The organism is Actinomyces sp. (genome assembly GCF_030530635.1).
Classification (GTDB): domain Bacteria; phylum Actinomycetota; class Actinomycetes; order Actinomycetales; family Actinomycetaceae; genus Actinomyces.
Map to the genome: position 1 here is coordinate 1 of NZ_JAUMUL010000069.1, position 18,347 is coordinate 18,347.

10 protein-coding genes are annotated in these 18,347 nt (G+C 71.5%); 2 read left to right on the plus strand and 8 right to left on the minus strand.

The features are described 5' to 3' along the window. Positions 1–76: 76 nt before the first annotated feature. Both Q4A20_RS12950 and Q4A20_RS12955 read left to right on the plus strand, forming a co-directional pair. On the plus strand, positions 77–1,267 hold the full coding sequence (locus Q4A20_RS12950; RefSeq protein WP_303123556.1) for a homoserine O-acetyltransferase: 1,191 nt from the start codon (positions 77–79) through the stop codon (positions 1,265–1,267). Further along, on the plus strand, positions 1,264–2,367 hold the full coding sequence (locus tag Q4A20_RS12955; protein ID WP_303123557.1) for an alpha/beta hydrolase: 1,104 nt from the start codon (positions 1,264–1,266) through the stop codon (positions 2,365–2,367). The genes Q4A20_RS12950 and Q4A20_RS12955 overlap by 4 nt, the downstream gene beginning before the upstream one ends. 55 nt (positions 2,368–2,422) lie before the next feature. Here Q4A20_RS12955 and Q4A20_RS12960 read toward each other — a convergent pair whose 3' ends face one another. From Q4A20_RS12960 to Q4A20_RS12995, 8 genes are all read right to left on the minus strand, one after another. Beyond that, positions 2,423–3,499 carry a hypothetical protein gene (locus Q4A20_RS12960; protein WP_303123559.1) on the minus strand — a complete coding sequence of 359 codons (1,077 nt, stop codon included), beginning with the start codon at positions 3,497–3,499 and terminating at the stop codon, positions 2,423–2,425. Between the two features lie 174 nt (positions 3,500–3,673). Further along, complete coding sequence (locus tag Q4A20_RS12965) at positions 3,674–7,438, minus strand: transglutaminaseTgpA domain-containing protein (RefSeq protein ID WP_303123561.1); 3,765 nt, start codon at positions 7,436–7,438, stop codon at positions 3,674–3,676. A 4-nt stretch (positions 7,439–7,442) separates the two neighbouring features. Next, complete coding sequence (locus Q4A20_RS12970) at positions 7,443–8,444, minus strand: MoxR family ATPase (RefSeq protein ID WP_303123563.1); 1,002 nt, start codon at positions 8,442–8,444, stop codon at positions 7,443–7,445. Between the two features lie 274 nt (positions 8,445–8,718). Further along, positions 8,719–11,430 (minus strand): pyruvate, phosphate dikinase, encoded by a 2,712-nt coding sequence (gene ppdK / locus Q4A20_RS12975; RefSeq protein WP_303123571.1) that lies wholly within the window; start codon positions 11,428–11,430, stop codon positions 8,719–8,721. Positions 11,431–11,733: 303 nt separating this feature from the next. Beyond that, positions 11,734–12,852, minus strand: a complete 1,119-nt coding sequence (locus tag Q4A20_RS12980) for a putative glycoside hydrolase (RefSeq protein ID WP_303123565.1) — start codon at positions 12,850–12,852, stop codon at positions 11,734–11,736. A gap of 4 nt (positions 12,853–12,856) precedes the next feature. Further along, positions 12,857–14,683 (minus strand): GT4 family glycosyltransferase PelF, encoded by a 1,827-nt coding sequence (gene pelF, locus Q4A20_RS12985; protein ID WP_303123566.1) that lies wholly within the window; start codon positions 14,681–14,683, stop codon positions 12,857–12,859. Then, positions 14,677–15,987 carry a hypothetical protein gene (locus Q4A20_RS12990; protein ID WP_303123568.1) on the minus strand — a complete coding sequence of 437 codons (1,311 nt, stop codon included), beginning with the start codon at positions 15,985–15,987 and terminating at the stop codon, positions 14,677–14,679. The genes pelF and Q4A20_RS12990 overlap by 7 nt, the downstream gene beginning before the upstream one ends. A 644-nt stretch (positions 15,988–16,631) precedes the next feature. After that, positions 16,632–18,347 (minus strand): ATP-dependent Clp protease ATP-binding subunit (locus tag Q4A20_RS12995; protein WP_303123570.1); only part of this gene is annotated, 1,716 nt, incomplete at its 5' end.

Sequence of the window (18,347 nt, forward strand, 5' to 3'; positions counted from 1 at the left end):
ATCGCGGCGAATCATGGCGAGTTCCGGCACCCGCCGCACCTCGCCCACGCCCTCCTCCCCGGCTACCATAACGGTCATGACTACGCCCCTCTCGCAGGCACCGGGCGTCGGCACGGCGACCCTCAAGCTCGTCGACCGCTCGGCGGGCTCCCCGACGGGCGCATGGCGGCCGGGCGACGACCCGGGCCACCGCCATTTCCTGGAGATCGGCGACCTGCCCCTGGACTCCGGCGAGATCCTGCCCGAGACGCATCTGGCCTTCGAGACCTGGGGCGAGCTCACGGCCGCACGTGACAACGCGATCCTGGTGCTGCACGCCCTGACCGGAGACTCCCACGTCACCGGCGCGGCCGGGCCCGGCCACCCCACCGCCGGCTGGTGGGACACGCTTGTCGGCCCCGGCCGCGCCATCGACACCGACCGCTACTTCGTGGTGGCCGCGAACATCCTCGGCGGCTGCCAGGGCTCCACCGGCCCCTCCTCCACCGCTCCGGATGGGCGCCCCTGGGGCTCACGCTTCCCCTGGCTGACCACCCGTGACGCCGTGCGCGCCGAGTCGCGCCTGGCCGACGCCCTCGGCATCGACACCTTCCACCTGGTGATCGGCGCCTCGCTCGGCGGCCACCGCGCCCTGGAATGGGGCGTCATGCACCCCGAGCGCGTGCGCAACCTGGCGCTGGTCGCCACCGGCGCCTCCACCACCGCCGACCAACTCGCCTGGTGCCACCTGCAGGAGCTGGCCATCGTCGGCGACCCCTACTTCTTCGACGGCGACTACTACAACCACCGCATCGGCCCCGTGCGCGGACTGGGCCTGGCCCGCGCCATCGCCCACACCACCTACCGCTCGGCCGGGGAACTGGACACCCGCTTCGGCCGCGCCCATCAGGGCCAGGAGGACCCGGCCGTCGGCGGCCGCTACCAGATCGAGTCCTACCTGGATCACCACTCCGGCAAGCTGCTGGCCCGCTTCGACGCCAACACCTACCTGATCGTCAACCACTCCATGATGGTTCACGACGTCGGCGCCGGACGCGGCGGCATCCCGGCCGCCCTGGGAACAGTGACCGCCCGCACGCTGGTGGTCGATGTGGACTCCGACCGGCTCTTCCTGCACGCACAGGCCGAGGAACTCACCGCCGCCATCCCCGACACGCGCCGGGCCACCATCCGCTCCCTCCACGGGCACGACGGCTTCCTCATTGAGGCCGACCAGATGGACGCCGCCCTGCGCGGCTTCCTGGCCGACGACGAGCCCGGCCGATGAGCGCCCCCGCCGACCGGGACCCCGAAGCCCCCTGCGACCGAGACCCTGACTTCCCCGTCGACGCCTGGGAGCCGGATGTGCTCGGGGCCGGCTTCCGCGCCTGCACCCTGCGGCTGCTGCCAGACGGAGAGGACGACGACGCCGTCGCCACCCTCGTCCACCACGTGCCGGTCCTGGACCCGGCCGCCCTGCCCGGCACCCCCACGACATCCCGCTTCGCCTTCCTGTACCTGCACGGCTGGAACGACTACTTCTTCCAGGCGGACTTCGCGCGCGAGATCTCCCGCATCGGCGGCGCCTTCTACGCCCTGGACCTGCGCCGCTACGGGCGGTCACTGCGCGAGGGGCAGATGCTCGGCTGGGTCACCTCACTGACCGACTATGACGAGGAGATCGGCCTGGCCCTGGCGGCCATTCGCGCCGCCGAGGGCTGGGACACGCCCACCGTGCTGTACGGCCACTCCGCCGGCGGCCTGACCGCCTCCCTGTGGGCCGACCGTCACCCGGGCGCCATCTCCGCGCTGGTGCTGAACTCTGCCTGGTTGGAGATACAGGGCGCCGAGCCGGTGCGACTCGTCGGGCAGCCGGTGGTGCGCACCCTGGCCCGCCGCGACCCGCGCCGCCCCCTCCCCATCCCCGCCTTTCCGTCGGAGACCGCTTACCACCTCACCGACGGGTGGGATCCGCAGCGCGACGGCGAACTGCCCGACCCGGATTGGGCGGATGATCCCTACGTCACCGGCTGGAACGTGGACCCGCGCTGGCGGATCCGGCCGATGGCACCCATCCGTCCGGGCTGGCTGCTGGCGATCCTGGCCGGGCAGACACGGGTGGCCGCGGGTCTGGACGTACGCTGCCCGGTGTTGTCAATGGGTTCGGCCCGAAGCCATTTGAGCGTTGCCTGGACCCCACAGGCGCGCTCCGCCGACACCTTGGTGGACGCCGACGCGACCGCCCGCCGGGCCATCGGCCTGGGTCACCTGGTGACGGTGGCCCGCTTCGAGGGCGGCGTACACGACCTGCTGCTGTCGGCCCCACCGGTGCGCGAACAGGTCTACTCCGCGCTGCGCCGCTGGTTGCGCGGTTACGTACTCACCTGAGGCTACGGTCACGCCCCGGCCCAGGGAGGCTCGTGGTACGGGCGACGACGCCCGGTCACTGCCGGGCGGCCCGCCGGGAGGCGCGCCGCCCGCCGCCCGCAGTGGCCACGGTGCTCAACAGGTCACGCAGACTCGGGCCGCCGACGCCGACGCGCCACACGCGCCAGCCGTCGATGTCCTGAGTGTGCTGCGCGGCATTGGCTGCCGCCGACGGGTCACGGTAGGTGGTGCCGTCGGCAAGCCGGATGGTGCCGTCGGCGCCCAGTGTGGCTCGGTGGTCGATGCCGCGGCGTCTGCGCAGCCAGACCAGTGTGGCGGGGGTGTCCAGGACGCGGGCGAGTGCGACCAGCGCCCGAGCCGAATCCTCCCCCGCGGGCACCGTGGGCTCGGCGCCCAGCACCGCCCCATCCAGCCGGTGTCCACTGGCGGGGCCGGACGACGCCGAGGCGGCCGGAGCCCCCGTTCGCGGACCGGGCGGCTGGGCGACCACGGGAGTGGGCCCGGTGACCTCGGCCAGGCGCGGGAAGTCCTCCGCGGACGCCACGGACTTGGCGGAGGCGGCGAAACGCTCGGAATCGGGGGCCTGACCGACCGTGCCGGCGTACAACCGCTCCACCGATGCCAGGGAGCGGCCCTCGGGTGTGGACCGGACCCGCAGTTCATGCACCTCCACTCCGGAGGCGGTGATCATGCCGACACTGGTGCGCACGTCTTCGGCGATCGTTGCGGCCACGATCGTCAGCTGCGGCCCGGGCTCGTCTCCCGCGGGCATGCTGCCGCGGAAGTCGGACCAGTCCTTCTCGAATGCGGATCGGCCTCCGGGGTAGCGGGAGGCGATCCGGTCGCGGCCGGTGCGGGCGGTGTTGGTGGCGCGGGCCATGGCCAGGACCAGGGCGGTGGAGTCAAGCGCGTCGACGACCTCAACGGTGACGACCTGCCCCGCGGCGTCGAGCGCCGTCAGCGCGTCACCGCCGACGATCTGATCCCAGTAGACGGCCAGCAGCGGGCGCTGCAGCACCTCGGCGATCTGTCGACATACCGCGGCCTTGACGATGGTGTATTCAGTATCGCCGGCAGGACTTCCGAGGACGGCGGGCTCGAGCCGATTATCCTTGAAATCAAAGAGCGCCATGCTTGGGTGCCTTCCTATCCGGCGCTCACCGCCCCGACGGGTCGCGCAATGTAACGGCCACATCCTCTCATGCGCGGAGCCGAATATCGCAGTCGTGTGGGCCTCTGCACACGCCACCTGGGCCACATGTTCTGCAGGCGGGTCTTGGGTGTTTGGGGCGTAGTGCTGGTGCCGCTAGCGAGGACGGCGCCACAGGCTCGCGGGCAGAAGGCGGGCCCGCAGGCGTCGGGACGCGGACGTCGTCCGCCCCAGGCCCGCAGAACCCGTGCGGACCAGACGGGCCAGACGCCGCCGGTGGGATCTGTCATCCGCTCCGGCGCCCTCCACCCGGTCGGCGAAGGATTCGGCGACCACGGCGTCGGCCACCTGGGCCAGCGCGCGGCGGGCGTCGGCATCCAGCCCGGGGACGGCGGCCAGGTATTCGGCGAGTGCCTCCTGTGTGCGCGCCCGCGGCCCGCGGTCAGCGCGGCCCGCCGGCCCCCACAGGCCCAGGTCGGTGGCGGTGTCTCGCAGCTCCTCCCAGGCCGCTCCGGCGGGCTTGGAGCCGTCGCGAATGCGCCCCAGGCGGCGGCGTCGGCGCCACGCCCGCGCCAGGGCCGGACCGGCGAGCAGCAGCCCGATGGTCACCGCCCCCACCGCCCACAGTGCGTGGTGTCCCGATCGGCCGTCGGCCACGGCGGCCCCACCGGCACCGGGGGTGGCCGTCGCTCCGGCGGGCTCCTCGGCAGCGGGTGTCGGGGAGGCTGGCACCGACGCGCCCGCCCCGGTCTCCTGCGCCGTGGGCGCGGGCTGGGCGTCCAGCCCGGTATCGGCGCGCGCTCCGGCACCGCCCGGAGTCGGTTCGAAGGCCACCCAGCCGACGCCGTCGAACCAGACCTCGGGCCAGGCGTGCAGTTCCCGGCCGGAGACGGTCGTCGTGGACTCCCCGCCGCGGGAGGCGTAACCGATGGCGATGCGGGTGGGCAGATCGAGGCTGCGGGCCATAAGGGTGAAGGCGGCGGCGTAGTGGACGCAGTATCCGTGGCGCTCGATCAGGAAGCTGTTGACCGTGTCCACCGGCGTGGAAGTCGTGTCCGCGTCGAAACTGCCCGGGGCGGTCTCGTCGTAGACGAAGTCGCCGGTGTGGAACCAGGCGGCCAATGCGGCGGCCCGGGCGGCCGGGTCCGCGTCGACGCCGCCGAGTCCCGCGGCCTCGACCACGTCCCGTGCGGTGGCGGCGATCATGTCGGTACCCGGCGGGGTGTCCGTGTAGGCGGCCAGGGAGTCGGGGGCCGCGGCGGCGGCCGCATAGGGCGGGAAGATCTGCGGGCTTCCATCCACGCCGGCGACCGCATTCCATCCCACCGCCGTATAACTGCTGCCACCGGTGGCCTCGGCGCCGCGGGCGATGACCGTGGAGGTGCCGCTCACCCAGGCCCACTGCGTGGGGTCGAGCGCCGCTCGGCCCGCGGCGGTGTCCTCGCCGTCCTCCGCCGTGACGAGGGCCGTCGACTGGGCCAGCGGCAGGCGCGAGGAGGCCAGATTCCGGATGCTTATGTGAATCCGCGGCAGGTCGGCGTCGCCAGAACGCACCTCGGCGACCTGCACTCCGGCGGCCGCGAGCGCCGCCCCGGCGGTCAGCGTGTCGCTGCCGGTGGGGGCGACCAGGCTGTCGGCACCCGTGGGGCCGGGATCATCCAGGGGCTCCCAGACCTCGCCGTCAAGGTCGCGGATGACGGCGAGGGTGAAACGCAGGGAGGCTCCCTCCGGCACGGCCTCGGTGGAGTACTCGAAGGCGGTTGCGGCCGACCCGCGCACCAGGTCCTGCCCCAGGGTGAGCGTGGTGTCCGGCACAGTCACGTCCGCACCGCCCGCACCGCTCACGTTCCAGCTCCACATCCGCGCCGGCGCCGCCGGGAGACGGGAGACGGCGACGCCGGTGAGGGCGACCGCCAGGGCGGTCACCGCCGCGGCACCTGCCAGGCTCCCGAACGCGCGTCCCAGCAGGCCCAGTCCGGCCCGCGCCGCTCCGCCCCGCCTGCGGGCCCGCCCAGTCCCCAGCACCGGCACCGGGGCCGCGGTGAGGATGAGCGCGAGCACCCCGGCTCCGGCGGCGAACACCACGGCGTCGTCCGGACGCACGCCGAGCACAATGCCGGGGGCCAGCAGGGCGGCGGCCGGGGCCAACCCGGTGGCACCGCAGCGGTCGCCGCCGCCCGCGCTCATGAGCGCGCACGCCCAGGCCAGCAGGAGGGTGAACAGGCACAGGGCGAAACCGAGCGCACCGCCGGTTGCCAGTGGGGCGACGCCGTTGCGCAGGATGGTGCCGAAGGCGCGCAGCTGGGTCACGGGGTCGGCGAGCCAGGCCTGCGCCTGGCCGGTGCCGCGCGAGCACCACCACACCGTCCCGGTCCCGCCGACCAGCCCCAGGGTGCAGGCGAATCCGGCCCGTTCGGGCAGGGCGGTGCGCACCAGGGCCGGGATCAGCATGGTGGCGGCAGCCACGGCCAGGCTGCGGGACGCCCAGGGCGCGGGCGTGAACAGCGGTGTCAGCGCGGTGACGGCCAGGTACCAGAGGCCGACCACGATGAGCGCCGCCGCGAGCGGCTGTCCGCGGGCGGTGCGCAGCTCCGGCCGGGAGGAAGGCGCGGCCCGCGGAGCCGGCGCCGATGCGGCCGGGACGGACTCAGGGGCCGTCGGGGCGGGGGCGGCCACACCCGGGTCCGGGGCGGCCGGTGGTACGGGGGCGGCGGAGTCCGGGTCCGCCGTCAACACCACGCCCCCGGGTGCGGGCAGTCCGGGCGGGTCGGCGGCGGCGCCGGTGATCACGACGTCGGCGTCGCGCTGCGGCATTGCGTCGGCCGCGCGTCCGTACGCAGTGTCGGCGGCGGGCGCGTCCCCGCCGCCGGCGAGGGCACCGACGGTGGCGGTATCAGTGTGGGGCGCAGTCGCCGTCGCCGTGGCGAGGCGACGCAACAGGGCGATGGAGTGCGCACCGTCGGTGCGGTGGCGTTCCGGACCCAGGCGCAGTTCGATGTCGTGTCCGGCACGTGCCCAGGCCTCGATCAGCCCGGCCGCGCGACTGACCGCCTCCTCGAAACCGGCCGCGGCACTTGGTGATTGCCGGGGCACAGCCGCGTAGGCGTCGGCGCGCACGTCGAGCCGCAGGCGCAGCGGCCGCCGGCGCTCATGCTCCCGGTCCACGACCAGAAGCCGGTCCACGCGGGCGGACTGGCGCCAGTGCACGGAACTCAGGGCGTCACCGGGCCGATAGTCGCGCAGTTCACCTGACTGGACCAGACCGGGGGTGCCGCGACCGCGCCGACCCGGGGCGCCCGCGGCGGCGTCAGGGGCCGCGGCAGCGGTGACGGCGGCAGCCTCCGGGGGCGGCGGCAGTGGGTGCGGCAGCACCAGAAGGTCGCCGTTGACGCGCAAGGGGATGCGTACGCGGGCGAGTCCGAGGGGGTCATAGCAGGTCAGGGTTTCGGCAGCGGCCCTAAGGACGCCGCGCCGGGACGGGGTGCAGAAGATCGCACAGCCGCCCGCCACCACCGGGATCGTGAACCGGGCGTCGCCTACGCGCCAGATCACCCACAGGGGCACCCAGCGGGGCAGCCGGACGGTCACGGCCAGCTGCCAGACGGCCTTCTCACCGACGTGTACGTCACCGGGGTCGGTCAGCTGCGGCCGCGGCCGGGCGGTGAGTGCGATCAGCCAGCCGGCCAGCAGGGAGGCGAGCGGCACGGCGGCGAGGAGGATTCCCAGGTTCCGAAGCAGCGTCAGTCCGGCCCAGCCGCCGCCCGCCGTCAGCATCAGCGCCAGGACGATCACCTGGGCACCGGCGGTCGAGGGCGCCGCCCAGGGGATCGAGCGGCGTCGCAGGCGGCGGTCGGCAGCGGATCCGTTGGGGCGGTTGGGGCCGCGAGGCCGCGGTCGCGTTTGACCCGTATGCGTCGGCACGGGTTCAGCCGCCCATCGGTACGGGCGTGCCCGCGATGATGCGCCGCAGGGCGCGGGTGGCGGCGGCCAGCGCGTCGGCCGCCGAGGCGTGGTGCCCGGCCGGGATGAGCCGGTGGGCGAGCACGTCGACGCCGGCGCGGGCGACGTCGTCGGGGGAGACGAAGCCGCGTCCGCCCATGGCGGCCCGGGCGCGGGCGACGGCGGCCAGGTGCAGGCCGGCGCGGGGGCTGGCCCCCAGGGCGATGGCCTCGTCACTGCGGGTGGCGGAGACCAGGGCCACGATGTAGTCGGCGACCGCGGGGGCCAGGTGCAGGCCGGCGACGGCGGCACGCGCGGCGCGAGCGTCCGGCTCGGAGGCGATGGGGGCCAGGTCGGCCAGCGGGTCGGCGGCGCCGCGGGCGAGCAACATGGCGGCCTCGGCGTCGGCGTCTGGGTAGCCCATGGTCATGCGGGTCATGAAGCGGTCGCGCTGGGCCTCCGGCAGGGCGAAGGTGCCCTCCATCTCCAGGGGGTTCTGGGTGGCGACGACGATGAACGGGTCGGGCAGGGCCAGGGAGCGGCCCTCCACGCTGACCTGTCCCTCCCCCATGGCCTCCAGCAGGGCCGACTGGGTGCGCGGCGTGGCCCGGTTGATCTCATCCGCGACCACGACGCCGGCGAACACCGGGCCGGGGTGGAAGCGGAATTCGCGGGCGGCCTGGTCGTAGACGCTCACCCCGGTGACGTCGGCGGGAAGCAGGTCGGCGGTGAACTGGATGCGGGAGGAGGACAGGTCCAGGCAGCGGGCCAGCGCGAGGGCGAGGGTGGTCTTAGCGACGCCGGGGACGTCCTCGATCAGTAGGTGCCCGCCGGCCAGGAAGGTGGCCAGGAGGGTGTCGATCGCCTCGGTCTTGCCGACGACGACGCGCCCCATCCGCTCACGCAGCGCGTCGGTCAGTGCGCGCAGGGCGGCCGGGGTCCTCGGCGTGTGCGCGTGAACGGCACCGCGATTCTCAGCACTGGTCATGCCGTGATTCTGGCAGAGCCTGCCAGAAGGTGGCAGGGGATGGCCGTACCTGCCTTATCGCATTGACGGCAAAGGCGCATCGACGGTACCGAACCACTTTCGCGGGCACCTGAGATGAGTCTCGTCGAGCCGGTGGGTCCCGGTGTCGTCGTCGCGAACGTGACGCTGGCTGCGGTGCTCGTGGCCGACCTGCCCGACGGCCGGACGACGCCGGCCGGGCTGGCGCCGGCCGGACGGTGCCGGCCCGACGCGGTTCAGCCCGCCGACGTCGTCGTCACTCCGCTTCAGCCGGCGCCAGCACCGCCGCCCGACCGGCCTCCAGGCGCGCCACGGGTACGCGGTAGGGCGAGCAGGACACGTAGTCCAGGCCCACCCGGTGGAAGAAGGCGATCGACTCCGGGTCGCCGCCGTGCTCACCGCACACGCCCATCTTCATGCCCGGCTTGGTGGACCGGCCGCCGTCGACGCCCAGTTCCACCATGCCACCCACACCGTCGACGTCGATCGACTCAAAAGGTGAAGTCCCGAAGATACCCGCCTGGATGTAGCGGCCGACGAAGGAGGATTCCACATCGTCGCGGGAGAATCCCCAGGTGGTCTGGGTCAGGTCGTTGGTGCCGAAGGAGAAGAAATCCGCCTCCTCGGCCACGTGCGCGGCGGTGACGGCCGCCCGCGGCAGCTCGATCATGCAGCCGATCGGGAAGTCGAGCTTGTAGCCGGACTCGGCCGAGACCTGGGCCAGCACCGCCTCGGCGCGTTCGCGGGCCAGCTGCAGCTCGCGCACCGATCCGATCAACGGGATCATCACCTCCGGGCGGGGGTCGCCGCCGGCCTTCAGCCGCTCGACGGCGGCCTCGGCGATGGCGCGCACCTGCAGTTCGATCAGTCCGGGCAGGGTCAGCAGCAGCCGCACGCCCCGCAGGCCGAGCATGGGGTTGGCCTCATGGTTGCGCCGCACCACCGCCAGCAGCGCCTCGTCGGCCGGGTCCAGGGTCCCCTGCTCGCGCGCGACCGCAACCTTGACGCTGAGTTCGGTCAGGTCGGGCAGGAACTCATGCAGCGGCGGGTCGATCAGGCGCACCGTCATCGGCTTGCCGTCCATCGTCTGAAGCATCTGCACGAAGTCGCCCTTCTGCAGCGGCAGCAGAGCCGCCAGGGCGGCCTCGCGTTCGCCGTCGTCGGCGGCGAGGATGAGGTTCTGCACGTACTGCTTGCGCTCCCCGAGGAACATGTGCTCGGTGCGGCACAGACCCACACCCTCGGCGCCCCGGTGAATGGCGTGGCGGGCGTCGTCGGGGGTGTCGGCGTTGGCGCGCACCCGCAGTCGGCGCACCTTGTCCGCCTGCCGCATGATGCGGTCCACGCTGGTGACCAGCTCGCGGGAGTCGACGTCGCCGGCGGCATCGAGGGCCGCCTCCAGGCCGCGACGCAGGTAGGTCATCACCGGGGAGTCGACCACGGCGACCTCTCCCAAGAACACCTCGCCGGTGGTGCCGTCGATGGCGATGACGTCGTCGCTGGTCAGCGGAGTCTCCCGGCCGGCCACCCGCACGGTGCGGGAGACGGCATCCACCTCCAGGGCCTCGGCACCGCACACGCAGGTCTTGCCCATACCGCGGGCCACCACAGCGGCGTGGGAGGTCTTGCCGCCGCGGGCGGTCAGCACGCCGACGGCGGCAACCATGCCGGGCAGGTCGTCGGGGTTGGTCTCGCGGCGCACCAGGATGACCGATTCGCCGGCTTCGGCGCGGGCGACGGCCTCGGCGTTGTCGAAGGCGATGTGGCCGACGGCGGCCCCCGGGGAGGCGGGCATGGCGCGGGTGATCAGATCCCGGCCGGAGTCGTCCCCGAACTGCGGGAACATCAGCTGGTTGAGCTGGTCCCCGGTGACGCGGGTGAGGGCCTCGTCCATGGTGATGAGCTTCTCGTCCACCAGCTGCGTGGCCACGCGGAAGGCGGCCGCCGCGGTGCGCTTACCCACGCGGGTCTGCAGCAGCCACAACTTGCCGCGCTCAATGGTGAACTCGATGTCGCACAGGTCCCGGTAGTGGGTCTCCAGGCGACGCATGGCGGCGCGCAGCTCGTCATAGCTGGCCCTGTCCAGGCGCTCCAGGTCCGCCAGGGACAGGGTATTGCGGATACCGGCCACCACATCCTCACCCTGGGCGTTGACCAGGTAGTCCCCGTAAACGCCGCCGCGTCCGGTGGAGGGGTCGCGGGTGAAGCACACACCGGTGCCGGAGGTCTCCCCCATGTTGCCGAACACCATGGTGCACACGTTGACGGCGGTGCCCAGGTCGTGCGGGATCTTCTCCCGACGCCGGTAGATGTGGGCGCGCTCGGTGTTCCAGGAGCGGAAGACCGCCTCGGTGGCCATATCCAGCTGTGCGCGCGGGTCCTGGGGGAAGTCGATACCGGCGTGCTCGGCGACGATAGCCTTGTACTCCTCGATCAACTCCTTGAGCGCGTCCACGTCCAACTCGTAGTCGAGGTTCACGGCGCGCTGGGTCTTCTTGGCGTCCAGGGCGTCGGAGAACAGGTCACCGTCGATGTCGAGGACGGTCTTGCCGAACATCTGGATCAGGCGGCGGTAGGAGTCCCAGGCGAAGCGCTCGTCATCCGAGGCTGCGGCCAGGCCCTGGACGGAGACGTCGTTCAGGCCGATGTTCAGTACGGTCTCCATCATGCCGGGCATGGAGAACTTGGCGCCGGAGCGCACGGAGACCAGCAGCGGGTCCTCGGCGGCACCCAGCCGGCGGCCGAGCTCCTCCTCCACCTGCCGCAGGGCAGTGGTCACCTGTACGGCGAGTTCGTCGGGGACGACGCCGTCGCGCAGGTAGGCGCGGCACGCGTCGGTGGTGATGGTGAAGCCGGGCGGCACCGGCAGGCCGAGTCGGGTCATCTCGGCGAGGTTGGCCCCTTTACCGCCCAGGAGGTCCTTCTGGTCCTTGTCTCCCTCACTGAAGCGGTATACGTATTTGGGCATCATCGCCTCTTTCTGATTCTAGTTGACTGTGCGCCCGCGCGCGTTGACAGCGCACACTCTAATGTGACTTCAGTCCTAACGCCACCTTCTGACGCCGTGTCACCGAAACACCGATATTTGTACGGACAATTGCGCGGCCGTTCCGGTTGCTAGGGACCCTCGTCCCGTTACCCCTCCCCCAACCGCGGCCAGGCGCAGTTCCAAGCCCCGGCGAATACCGATCTCGGCACGTAACAACTCCCGCCCCCGGCACGAACCCCCTCCCGATCGCGCCGACGGGGGCGGGACGCCGGGGTCTGGGGGTCAGGGGGTCAGGGCGATGACGCCCTCGTGGGGGCGCAGCCGCAGGCGGCGGGGCAGGGCATCGCCGTCGGGCCGTCCCTGCGGCCCCGGCCGCACGGCCCCTGTCGGCAGCGTCACGGTGCCCCCGACCTCCCCGTCCAGGATGGCCGCCGCCACACCGCCCTCGAAGCGCCGCCGCCACACCCGGCCCGACCTGCGCACCGGCCCCAACGGCCTGCCCAGGTCCGCGTCCATGGCCGGGAACCAGGCGGTGCGCGAATAGTCGTCGTGACCGGTCGCCGCATACGACAGCTGCGGGGCGCCGGCGCCCACGATCCAGAAGACCGCCAATCCGTACATCCCCCTTCGGGAGCCGTCATGAGCCGGGCCGCTCCCGCCCGACGGCGTCCGCAGCAGCCCCAGACCCGGCCCGGCGAGCTGCTCCGCCTGCGCCGCCGCCGTCGCGGCGTCGAACATGACGTCGTCCCCCCAACCCAGCCAGCACTCGTCGAAGCCGCCGCCCCACGCGGCGTGCCGCCTCCAACGTCCGGGCTCACGCCGCGCCTCGGCAATATTGGGAACCAGCAGGCGCCCGGAGGCAGCCAGGGCGCCTCCCGCCTGCTCCACCAGTGCGCCCAGCGCCGCCCGCATTCCGGCGGCATCGGCCGGTGCGTCCGGGTCCGTCGCGGCGATCGCGGACAGGTCGACGCCGTAGTAGTCCTCGAAGACGTCGTTGTCGGCCATCACCCCGTCGAAGGCGGTGCCCTCCAGGGAGGAGGCGACCCGCTCCGTCCAGGCCTCCCGATAGGCGGGATCCCACACACGCGCCTGGAAGTGCCCCGGGTAGGTGTCCCACTCCACCATCTCACCCCCGCACCGGGCGATCCAGCCGCGCTCGCGGGCCTGCTGCCAGCCGATTCCCGAGGCACAGCGTTCGGGGGGCTCGAACAGGCGCACCGAGGACAGGCAGCGGTAGGCCAGAACCGTCATGTCCGGGCGCGCGTCCTTCAGCCGGCGGGCGGCGTCGGTCTCCCACGGCTGAAGCACCGCCGTGCGATAGTGGCGCGCGGCCCACTCGACCTCGCCGTCCCGCAGCGGGCCGCCGTAACGAATCCAAGCGCCGACGCCGGCGGTACGCATGCGCTCACGCCCCCGGCCTGACCGCGGGCCAGGAGACGCGGGCCTCCTCCGCCAGGGCGTACGCCCGGCCCCGCCGGTCCGGCACGCCCCCCTCGAAGTAGAGGTCGCGGTAGGCGGAATTGACGGCAACCAGGTTGTAGGCGGCCTCGGCCCGCCCGCGGGCGGCAAGGCTCATGCGTTCATACAGGTCGACGTCGTCGATGAACTCCTGTACCCGGTCCGCCATCAGGCGCGGCTTCCCGGGGACGATGACGAATCCTGACGGCCCCCACTCATGCCCCTGCGAGTCGACGATGCCGTCCTGGACGACGGAGCGCACGGCGCCCACATCAGTACTCACCGTGGGGATGCCGGCCGCCATGGTCTCCAGAGACACGATGGGGAGCCCCTCGTTGTAGGAGGGCAGGAGGAACAGGTCCCATTCGCCCAGATGCTCGCGGACCTGCACCGTTCCGCGAATGGTCACGTCCTCCTCCAGCCCCAACTCGGCTATGCGCGCCACGCAGCGCTCGTAGTACTCGGGCATGTGCTCGGTGGGGCCGCACACGTCCAGGTGGATGTTCGCGCCCCGGTCCTTGAGGATCCGGATGGCGTCGAGCAGGTCCAGCAGGCCTTTGATGGGGACGACCCGCGCGATGTACACCAGCCGCCACATGTGGGCATGCGTCCCCTCCTTGCGCAGTCGCTGGTTCTTCCGGAGTCGACTGCGGTAGACCTCGTCGAACTCCTGGGTGACGATGCCGTTGGGGATGAGGCGGGCCTTGGCGCCATCCGTACCCAGGTCCAGGGCCTCGGTCACCGCATCCGGGTACAGGTAGGTGATCGCATAGGCCGGCGGGTAGCACAGGCGCCCCAACTCGATCCACCAGGCCATCCACATGCGGTCACGGCCGGGGACGTCGAAGGTGCGGTAGTGGTCCTTCTTCACCGGCTTGTCCATGCGGCGCCCCAGCAGGGTGTTGACGGTGTCGCGCACGTACAGGTTGTGCTCGGTCAGCAGGAAGGACGTGCCGTGCTCCCGGGCCGCGTTGGCCGCGAGCAGGCAGGCGTATCCGGTGGTGTGGGCGTGATAGACCCGGGCCCGTGGCATGGTCTCATGCAGCACGGCGTATGCGAGGGAGAAGAACTCGCGCAGGCACCAGAACAGGTCGGTCACGGACATGCCCAGGGTGGGGAGCGACTCCCGGTAGGCGCTCAGGAACTCGCTGGTGCCCAGCAGCGCCCACAATGGGAAACGGCGCGTGGAGGCGGCCATGCCGTCGTCGATCAGCGACCACATCGGGGCTGTGTCGCCGTTGCCGAGCGAGTGCAGCGCCCGGACCAGGCGCAGCGCCAGGGCCTTGCGCTCTCCGGCCGACATGTGCAGATCCTCCGGCCGGGCGGCCATGAACTCGGGGTGCTCCTGCATGGACAGGTAGACCGGCCGCACCCACCGGACATTGCCCGGCATGCCGTACAGGTCGGTGTGCGGGGAGTCGGAGTCCCAGGTGATGTGGATGATGCCGAAGGTCAGGTCCGGGTTGCCGACGATGATGTCGTGCACGACGGCGGAGACCCCTCCCTTCAAATAGGGGTAGGTGGACTCCATGACGATGGCAACATCGACGTCCTCATAGCGGCCGTCGGCCGGAACGCCGTCGGGCAGGGGGCCCGCGTGGCGCACTTGCGCCGCGGAGTGCCGGGGCCCGCGCCCGGCTGTGGCGTACCGGGGCCGCAGGTCCGCCGCCGAGTGCCGGGGGCGGGGACGGCTCGCAGGCGACGGGATCAGTCGAGCTGGCAGGCCGTTCAGGGCGGCGCGCAGCGCGGGTACGCGGGAGTCGATGGTTACCAAGCCAGAGCCTTTCGCCAGAAGAAGGAGTACTCGGGCATCGCCCAGGCGCGCCGGTAGATGGCCACGCCCAGGACGACGAGGACTGTGTCCGCCATAGCCGTGACGGCGAAGGAGGGGACGAGCCCGCCCACCAGGGTGAAGGCGGCGATTGCGCCCAACAGGTGCGCTCCAGACAGGAGCACAGGCGCCGTACGCCGCCCCGCGTGGTCGATTTCGTAGGCCAGCAGCGTCAGCACGGCAGTCAGGATCGAGCCGACGACTACCACCGCGACGTCCAGGATCTTGCCGGGCACGAAGACCAGTCCGATCACGAGGGCGAAGCAGCCGGCCGCCACGGCCACGACAACCGTGTCCCTCAGCGCCCGCGCCAGGAGGCGGCGCAGGCGCTGGCCCCGCACGTGGATGTCGCCGATCGGCACCTCGGTCAGGTCGACGTGGAAGCGGCGCACCGCCGCATTGACGTGCGGGGAGGTGACGGCGAAGTAGAAGGAGTAGGCCAGCACGGCCGGCTGGAGACACAGGTAGGCCAGCGGAATGTCCCAGTCGCCGCCGAGGGTGAGGAACAGCAGGAGCTTGTCCGCCCACAGCACTCCACCCAGGACCAGACCGTGCAGCATGTCTTGCAGGTAGATCCCCGGCTGGATGGGCCAGGGCCGCAACAGGCCCTTGAGCGTGCGCCCCAGGGGAGCCGCCTGCACCAGGGTGCCCAGCAGCGGCGGCAGGTACCAGGCGGTGGGGACGATCAGCACGGCGGCGGCGTAGGCAGCCCATCCCAGGGCCCAGTGCCGCCGCCTGCGGGCGATGTCGGCGACGATCAACGACTCGACGAACGCCATGTTCTCCATGGTGAGCAGGAAGTGGGCCGCCAGCGTCGTCACGCCCCACCCGGTGGTGACGGCCACCAGCGCGGATACGACCGCCACCGGCACTGCGCAGGCGCCGAGCATGACCGGCCAGTAGTGGACGAATCGCGCCCCGACGGCGTCGGGCCCCTCCTGGGCCGCCTCACCCAGCAGGCGGTAGGCGGGATTGCCCGTGATCTGACTGAGCCAGGGGACCGCCACCGCGACCGAGACGATCAGCATCGACACGGGTACGCCGCCGACGTCGTGCCCCGCCATGCGCGGCATGGCCAGTGGGTAGGCGGCGGACAGGAGGATGGCCGGAGACATGGACAGCAGCAGTGCCTCCACGGCCCAACGGGTCCCGCCCGAGGAGCCGGACTCATGTGCTCTGCCGAACCGGCGCGGCTGCCCCGGAGACGGGTCGTGCGATCGTCGGCGGACCGCATTAGTTGCGTTCATGTACGGCGCCCCTTCTGGCTCAGATAGGTACGAGAACCATGCTTTTCACGGCAAACCCGAGCCCGCGGCCACGCGATGGCAACAAATTACGCCAGCACCGTAGGTCTCAGTTTCTATGCGAGCATAGCGTTGCCACTGACATTACACAGCCGTTATCCACCCTCAGCGCCGCTTTAGTGACCAACCGCTCGCCACAGAGTGGAAGGTAACACCCACAGCAACCCGCGCTTACATCCGCAGTTCCAACACCTATGAACCCGTAATTCTAGGACGTTATCACCTCCACACAGCGGTGCCGACTCTTGTTGCTACTGGCCGATTCCGACCTTTTCCAGCTCCCGCATTCTGGGCGCAATGGACCGCCCACGCCCCGTTGGACCGCCGTAACCGGCGGCTACAGCGGTCCAACGGGGGAACAGGGGTCCAACCGGCGGGATCGACGGCCGCGCACGCACACACCCAACCGCGCACCACCACCCCGACTTAAACAACAGGACCAACCCGTGCGGGTAAGACGGGAGGCGGGGCCGCCCCCATCGGGACGGCCCCGCCTCATGGTTGATCACAACGGCATCATGATGAGCCCACTACCGGGCGCAGCGTCCGCGCCGGAACGGCTCGGCGCCCGCGCCCCACGGTCCGTTTCACTGCGCGCGACCGACGGCGGCCGAGGAGGCGATCTCCTCCGCCTCGCGCACCGCGTCCTCGGCGTCCTGCCGGGGCATGCCGCGGAAGACGAACTCACCCAGGATACCCTCGCCCTCGGCGTCGACCAGAACCTTCTGACCCCGTTCGATCTCCCCGAAGAGGATCTTCTCGCTCAGGGCGTCCTCAATGTCGCGCTGGATGGCGCGGCGCAGCGGACGGGCGCCGAGCACCGGGTCGAAGCCGCGCTCGGCGAGCAGCTCCTTGGCGGCGTCGGTCAACTCGATGCTCATCTCCTGCTCGGCCAGCCGCGCGGACAGGCGGTTGATCATCAGGTCGACTATCTGGCGTACCTCCGCCTTGGTCAGCTGCGGGAAGACGATCAGCTCGTCCACGCGGTTGAGGAACTCGGGCCGGAACTGCTGCTTGAGCTCGCGATTGACGTGCGCCTTCATCTCCTCGTAGTCCATGGTCCCGCCCTCGGTGGACTGGAAGCCCGTGGCCACGGACTTGCCGATGTCCTTGGAGCCGAGGTTGGTGGTCATGATGATGACGGTGTTCTTGAAGTCGACCACGCGGCCCTGGGCGTCGGTGAGGTGACCGTCCTCCAGGATCTGCAGCAACGAGTTGAAGATGTCCGGGTGGGCCTTCTCAACCTCGTCGAACAGCACCACGCTGAAGGGACGCCGACGCACCTTCTCGGTGAGTTGGCCGCCCTCGTCGTAGCCGACGTAGCCGGGGGGTGCGCCGAACAGTCGTGAGACGGTGTGCTTCTCGGCGAACTCGGACATGTCGAGCTGGATCAGGGCGTCCTCGTCGTCGAAGAGGAACTCCGCCAGGGCTTTGGCCAGCTCGGTCTTGCCCACGCCGGTGGGGCCGGCGAAGATGAATGAGCCGCCGGGGCGCTTGGGGTCCTTCAGACCGGCACGTGTGCGGCGGATCGTCTTGGACAGCGCCTCAATGGCCTTGTCCTGCCCGACGATGCGCCTGTGCAGCTCGTTCTCCATGCCCAGCAGCTTGGCGGACTCCGTCTCGGTCAGCTTGACCACCGGAATGCCGGTGGACATGGCCAGCACCTCGGCCACCAGGTTCTCGTCCACCTCGGCCACCTGGTCGAGGTCGCCGGACTTCCAGGCCTTCTCCTTGGCGACGCGCTCCTCGCCCAGGCGACGCTCGTCGTCGCGCAGGGAGGCCGCCCGCTCGAAGTCCTGATCGTCGATGGCCGACTCCTTCTCCTTCTTGACGGCCGCGATCCGCTCGTCGATCTCCCGCAGCTCCGGCGGAGCGGTCATGCGGCGGATACGCAGTCGCGCGCCCGCCTCATCAATCAGGTCGATGGCCTTGTCCGGCAGGAAGCGGTCATTGATGTAGCGGTCGGCCAGCTTGGCGGCCGCCTCGATCGCCTCATCGGTGATCACCACGTGGTGGAAGGCCTCGTAGCGGTCGCGCAGTCCGCCGAGGATGTCGATGGTCTCATCAATGGAGGGCTGCTCGACGGTGACCGGCTGGAAGCGCCGCTCCAGGGCGGCGTCCTTCTCGATCTTGCGGTACTCCTCCAGGGTGGTGGCGCCAATGGTCTGCAGCTCGCCGCGGGCGAGCATCGGCTTGAGGATGCTCGCGGCGTCGACGGCGCCCTCGGCGGCGCCCGCCCCGACGAGGGTGTGGATCTCGTCGATGAACAGGATGATGTCGCCGCGGGTGCGCACCTCCTTGAG

Bases quoted from the DNA above. Each gene is read 5' to 3' on its own strand.
- Q4A20_RS12955 (WP_303123557.1), top strand. From the start codon at position 1,264: ATGAGCGCCCCCGCCGACCGGGACCCCGAAGCCCCCTGCGACCGAGAC.
- Q4A20_RS12950 (WP_303123556.1), top strand. From the start codon at position 77: ATGACTACGCCCCTCTCGCAGGCACCGGGCGTCGGCACGGCGACCCTC.
- Q4A20_RS12980 (WP_303123565.1), bottom strand. From the start codon at position 12,852: ATGCGTACCGCCGGCGTCGGCGCTTGGATTCGTTACGGCGGCCCGCTG.
- Q4A20_RS12990 (WP_303123568.1), bottom strand. From the start codon at position 15,987: ATGAACGCAACTAATGCGGTCCGCCGACGATCGCACGACCCGTCTCCG.
- ppdK (WP_303123571.1), bottom strand. From the start codon at position 11,430: ATGCCCAAATACGTATACCGCTTCAGTGAGGGAGACAAGGACCAGAAG.
- Q4A20_RS12970 (WP_303123563.1), bottom strand. From the start codon at position 8,444: ATGACCAGTGCTGAGAATCGCGGTGCCGTTCACGCGCACACGCCGAGG.
- Q4A20_RS12960 (WP_303123559.1), bottom strand. From the start codon at position 3,499: ATGGCGCTCTTTGATTTCAAGGATAATCGGCTCGAGCCCGCCGTCCTC.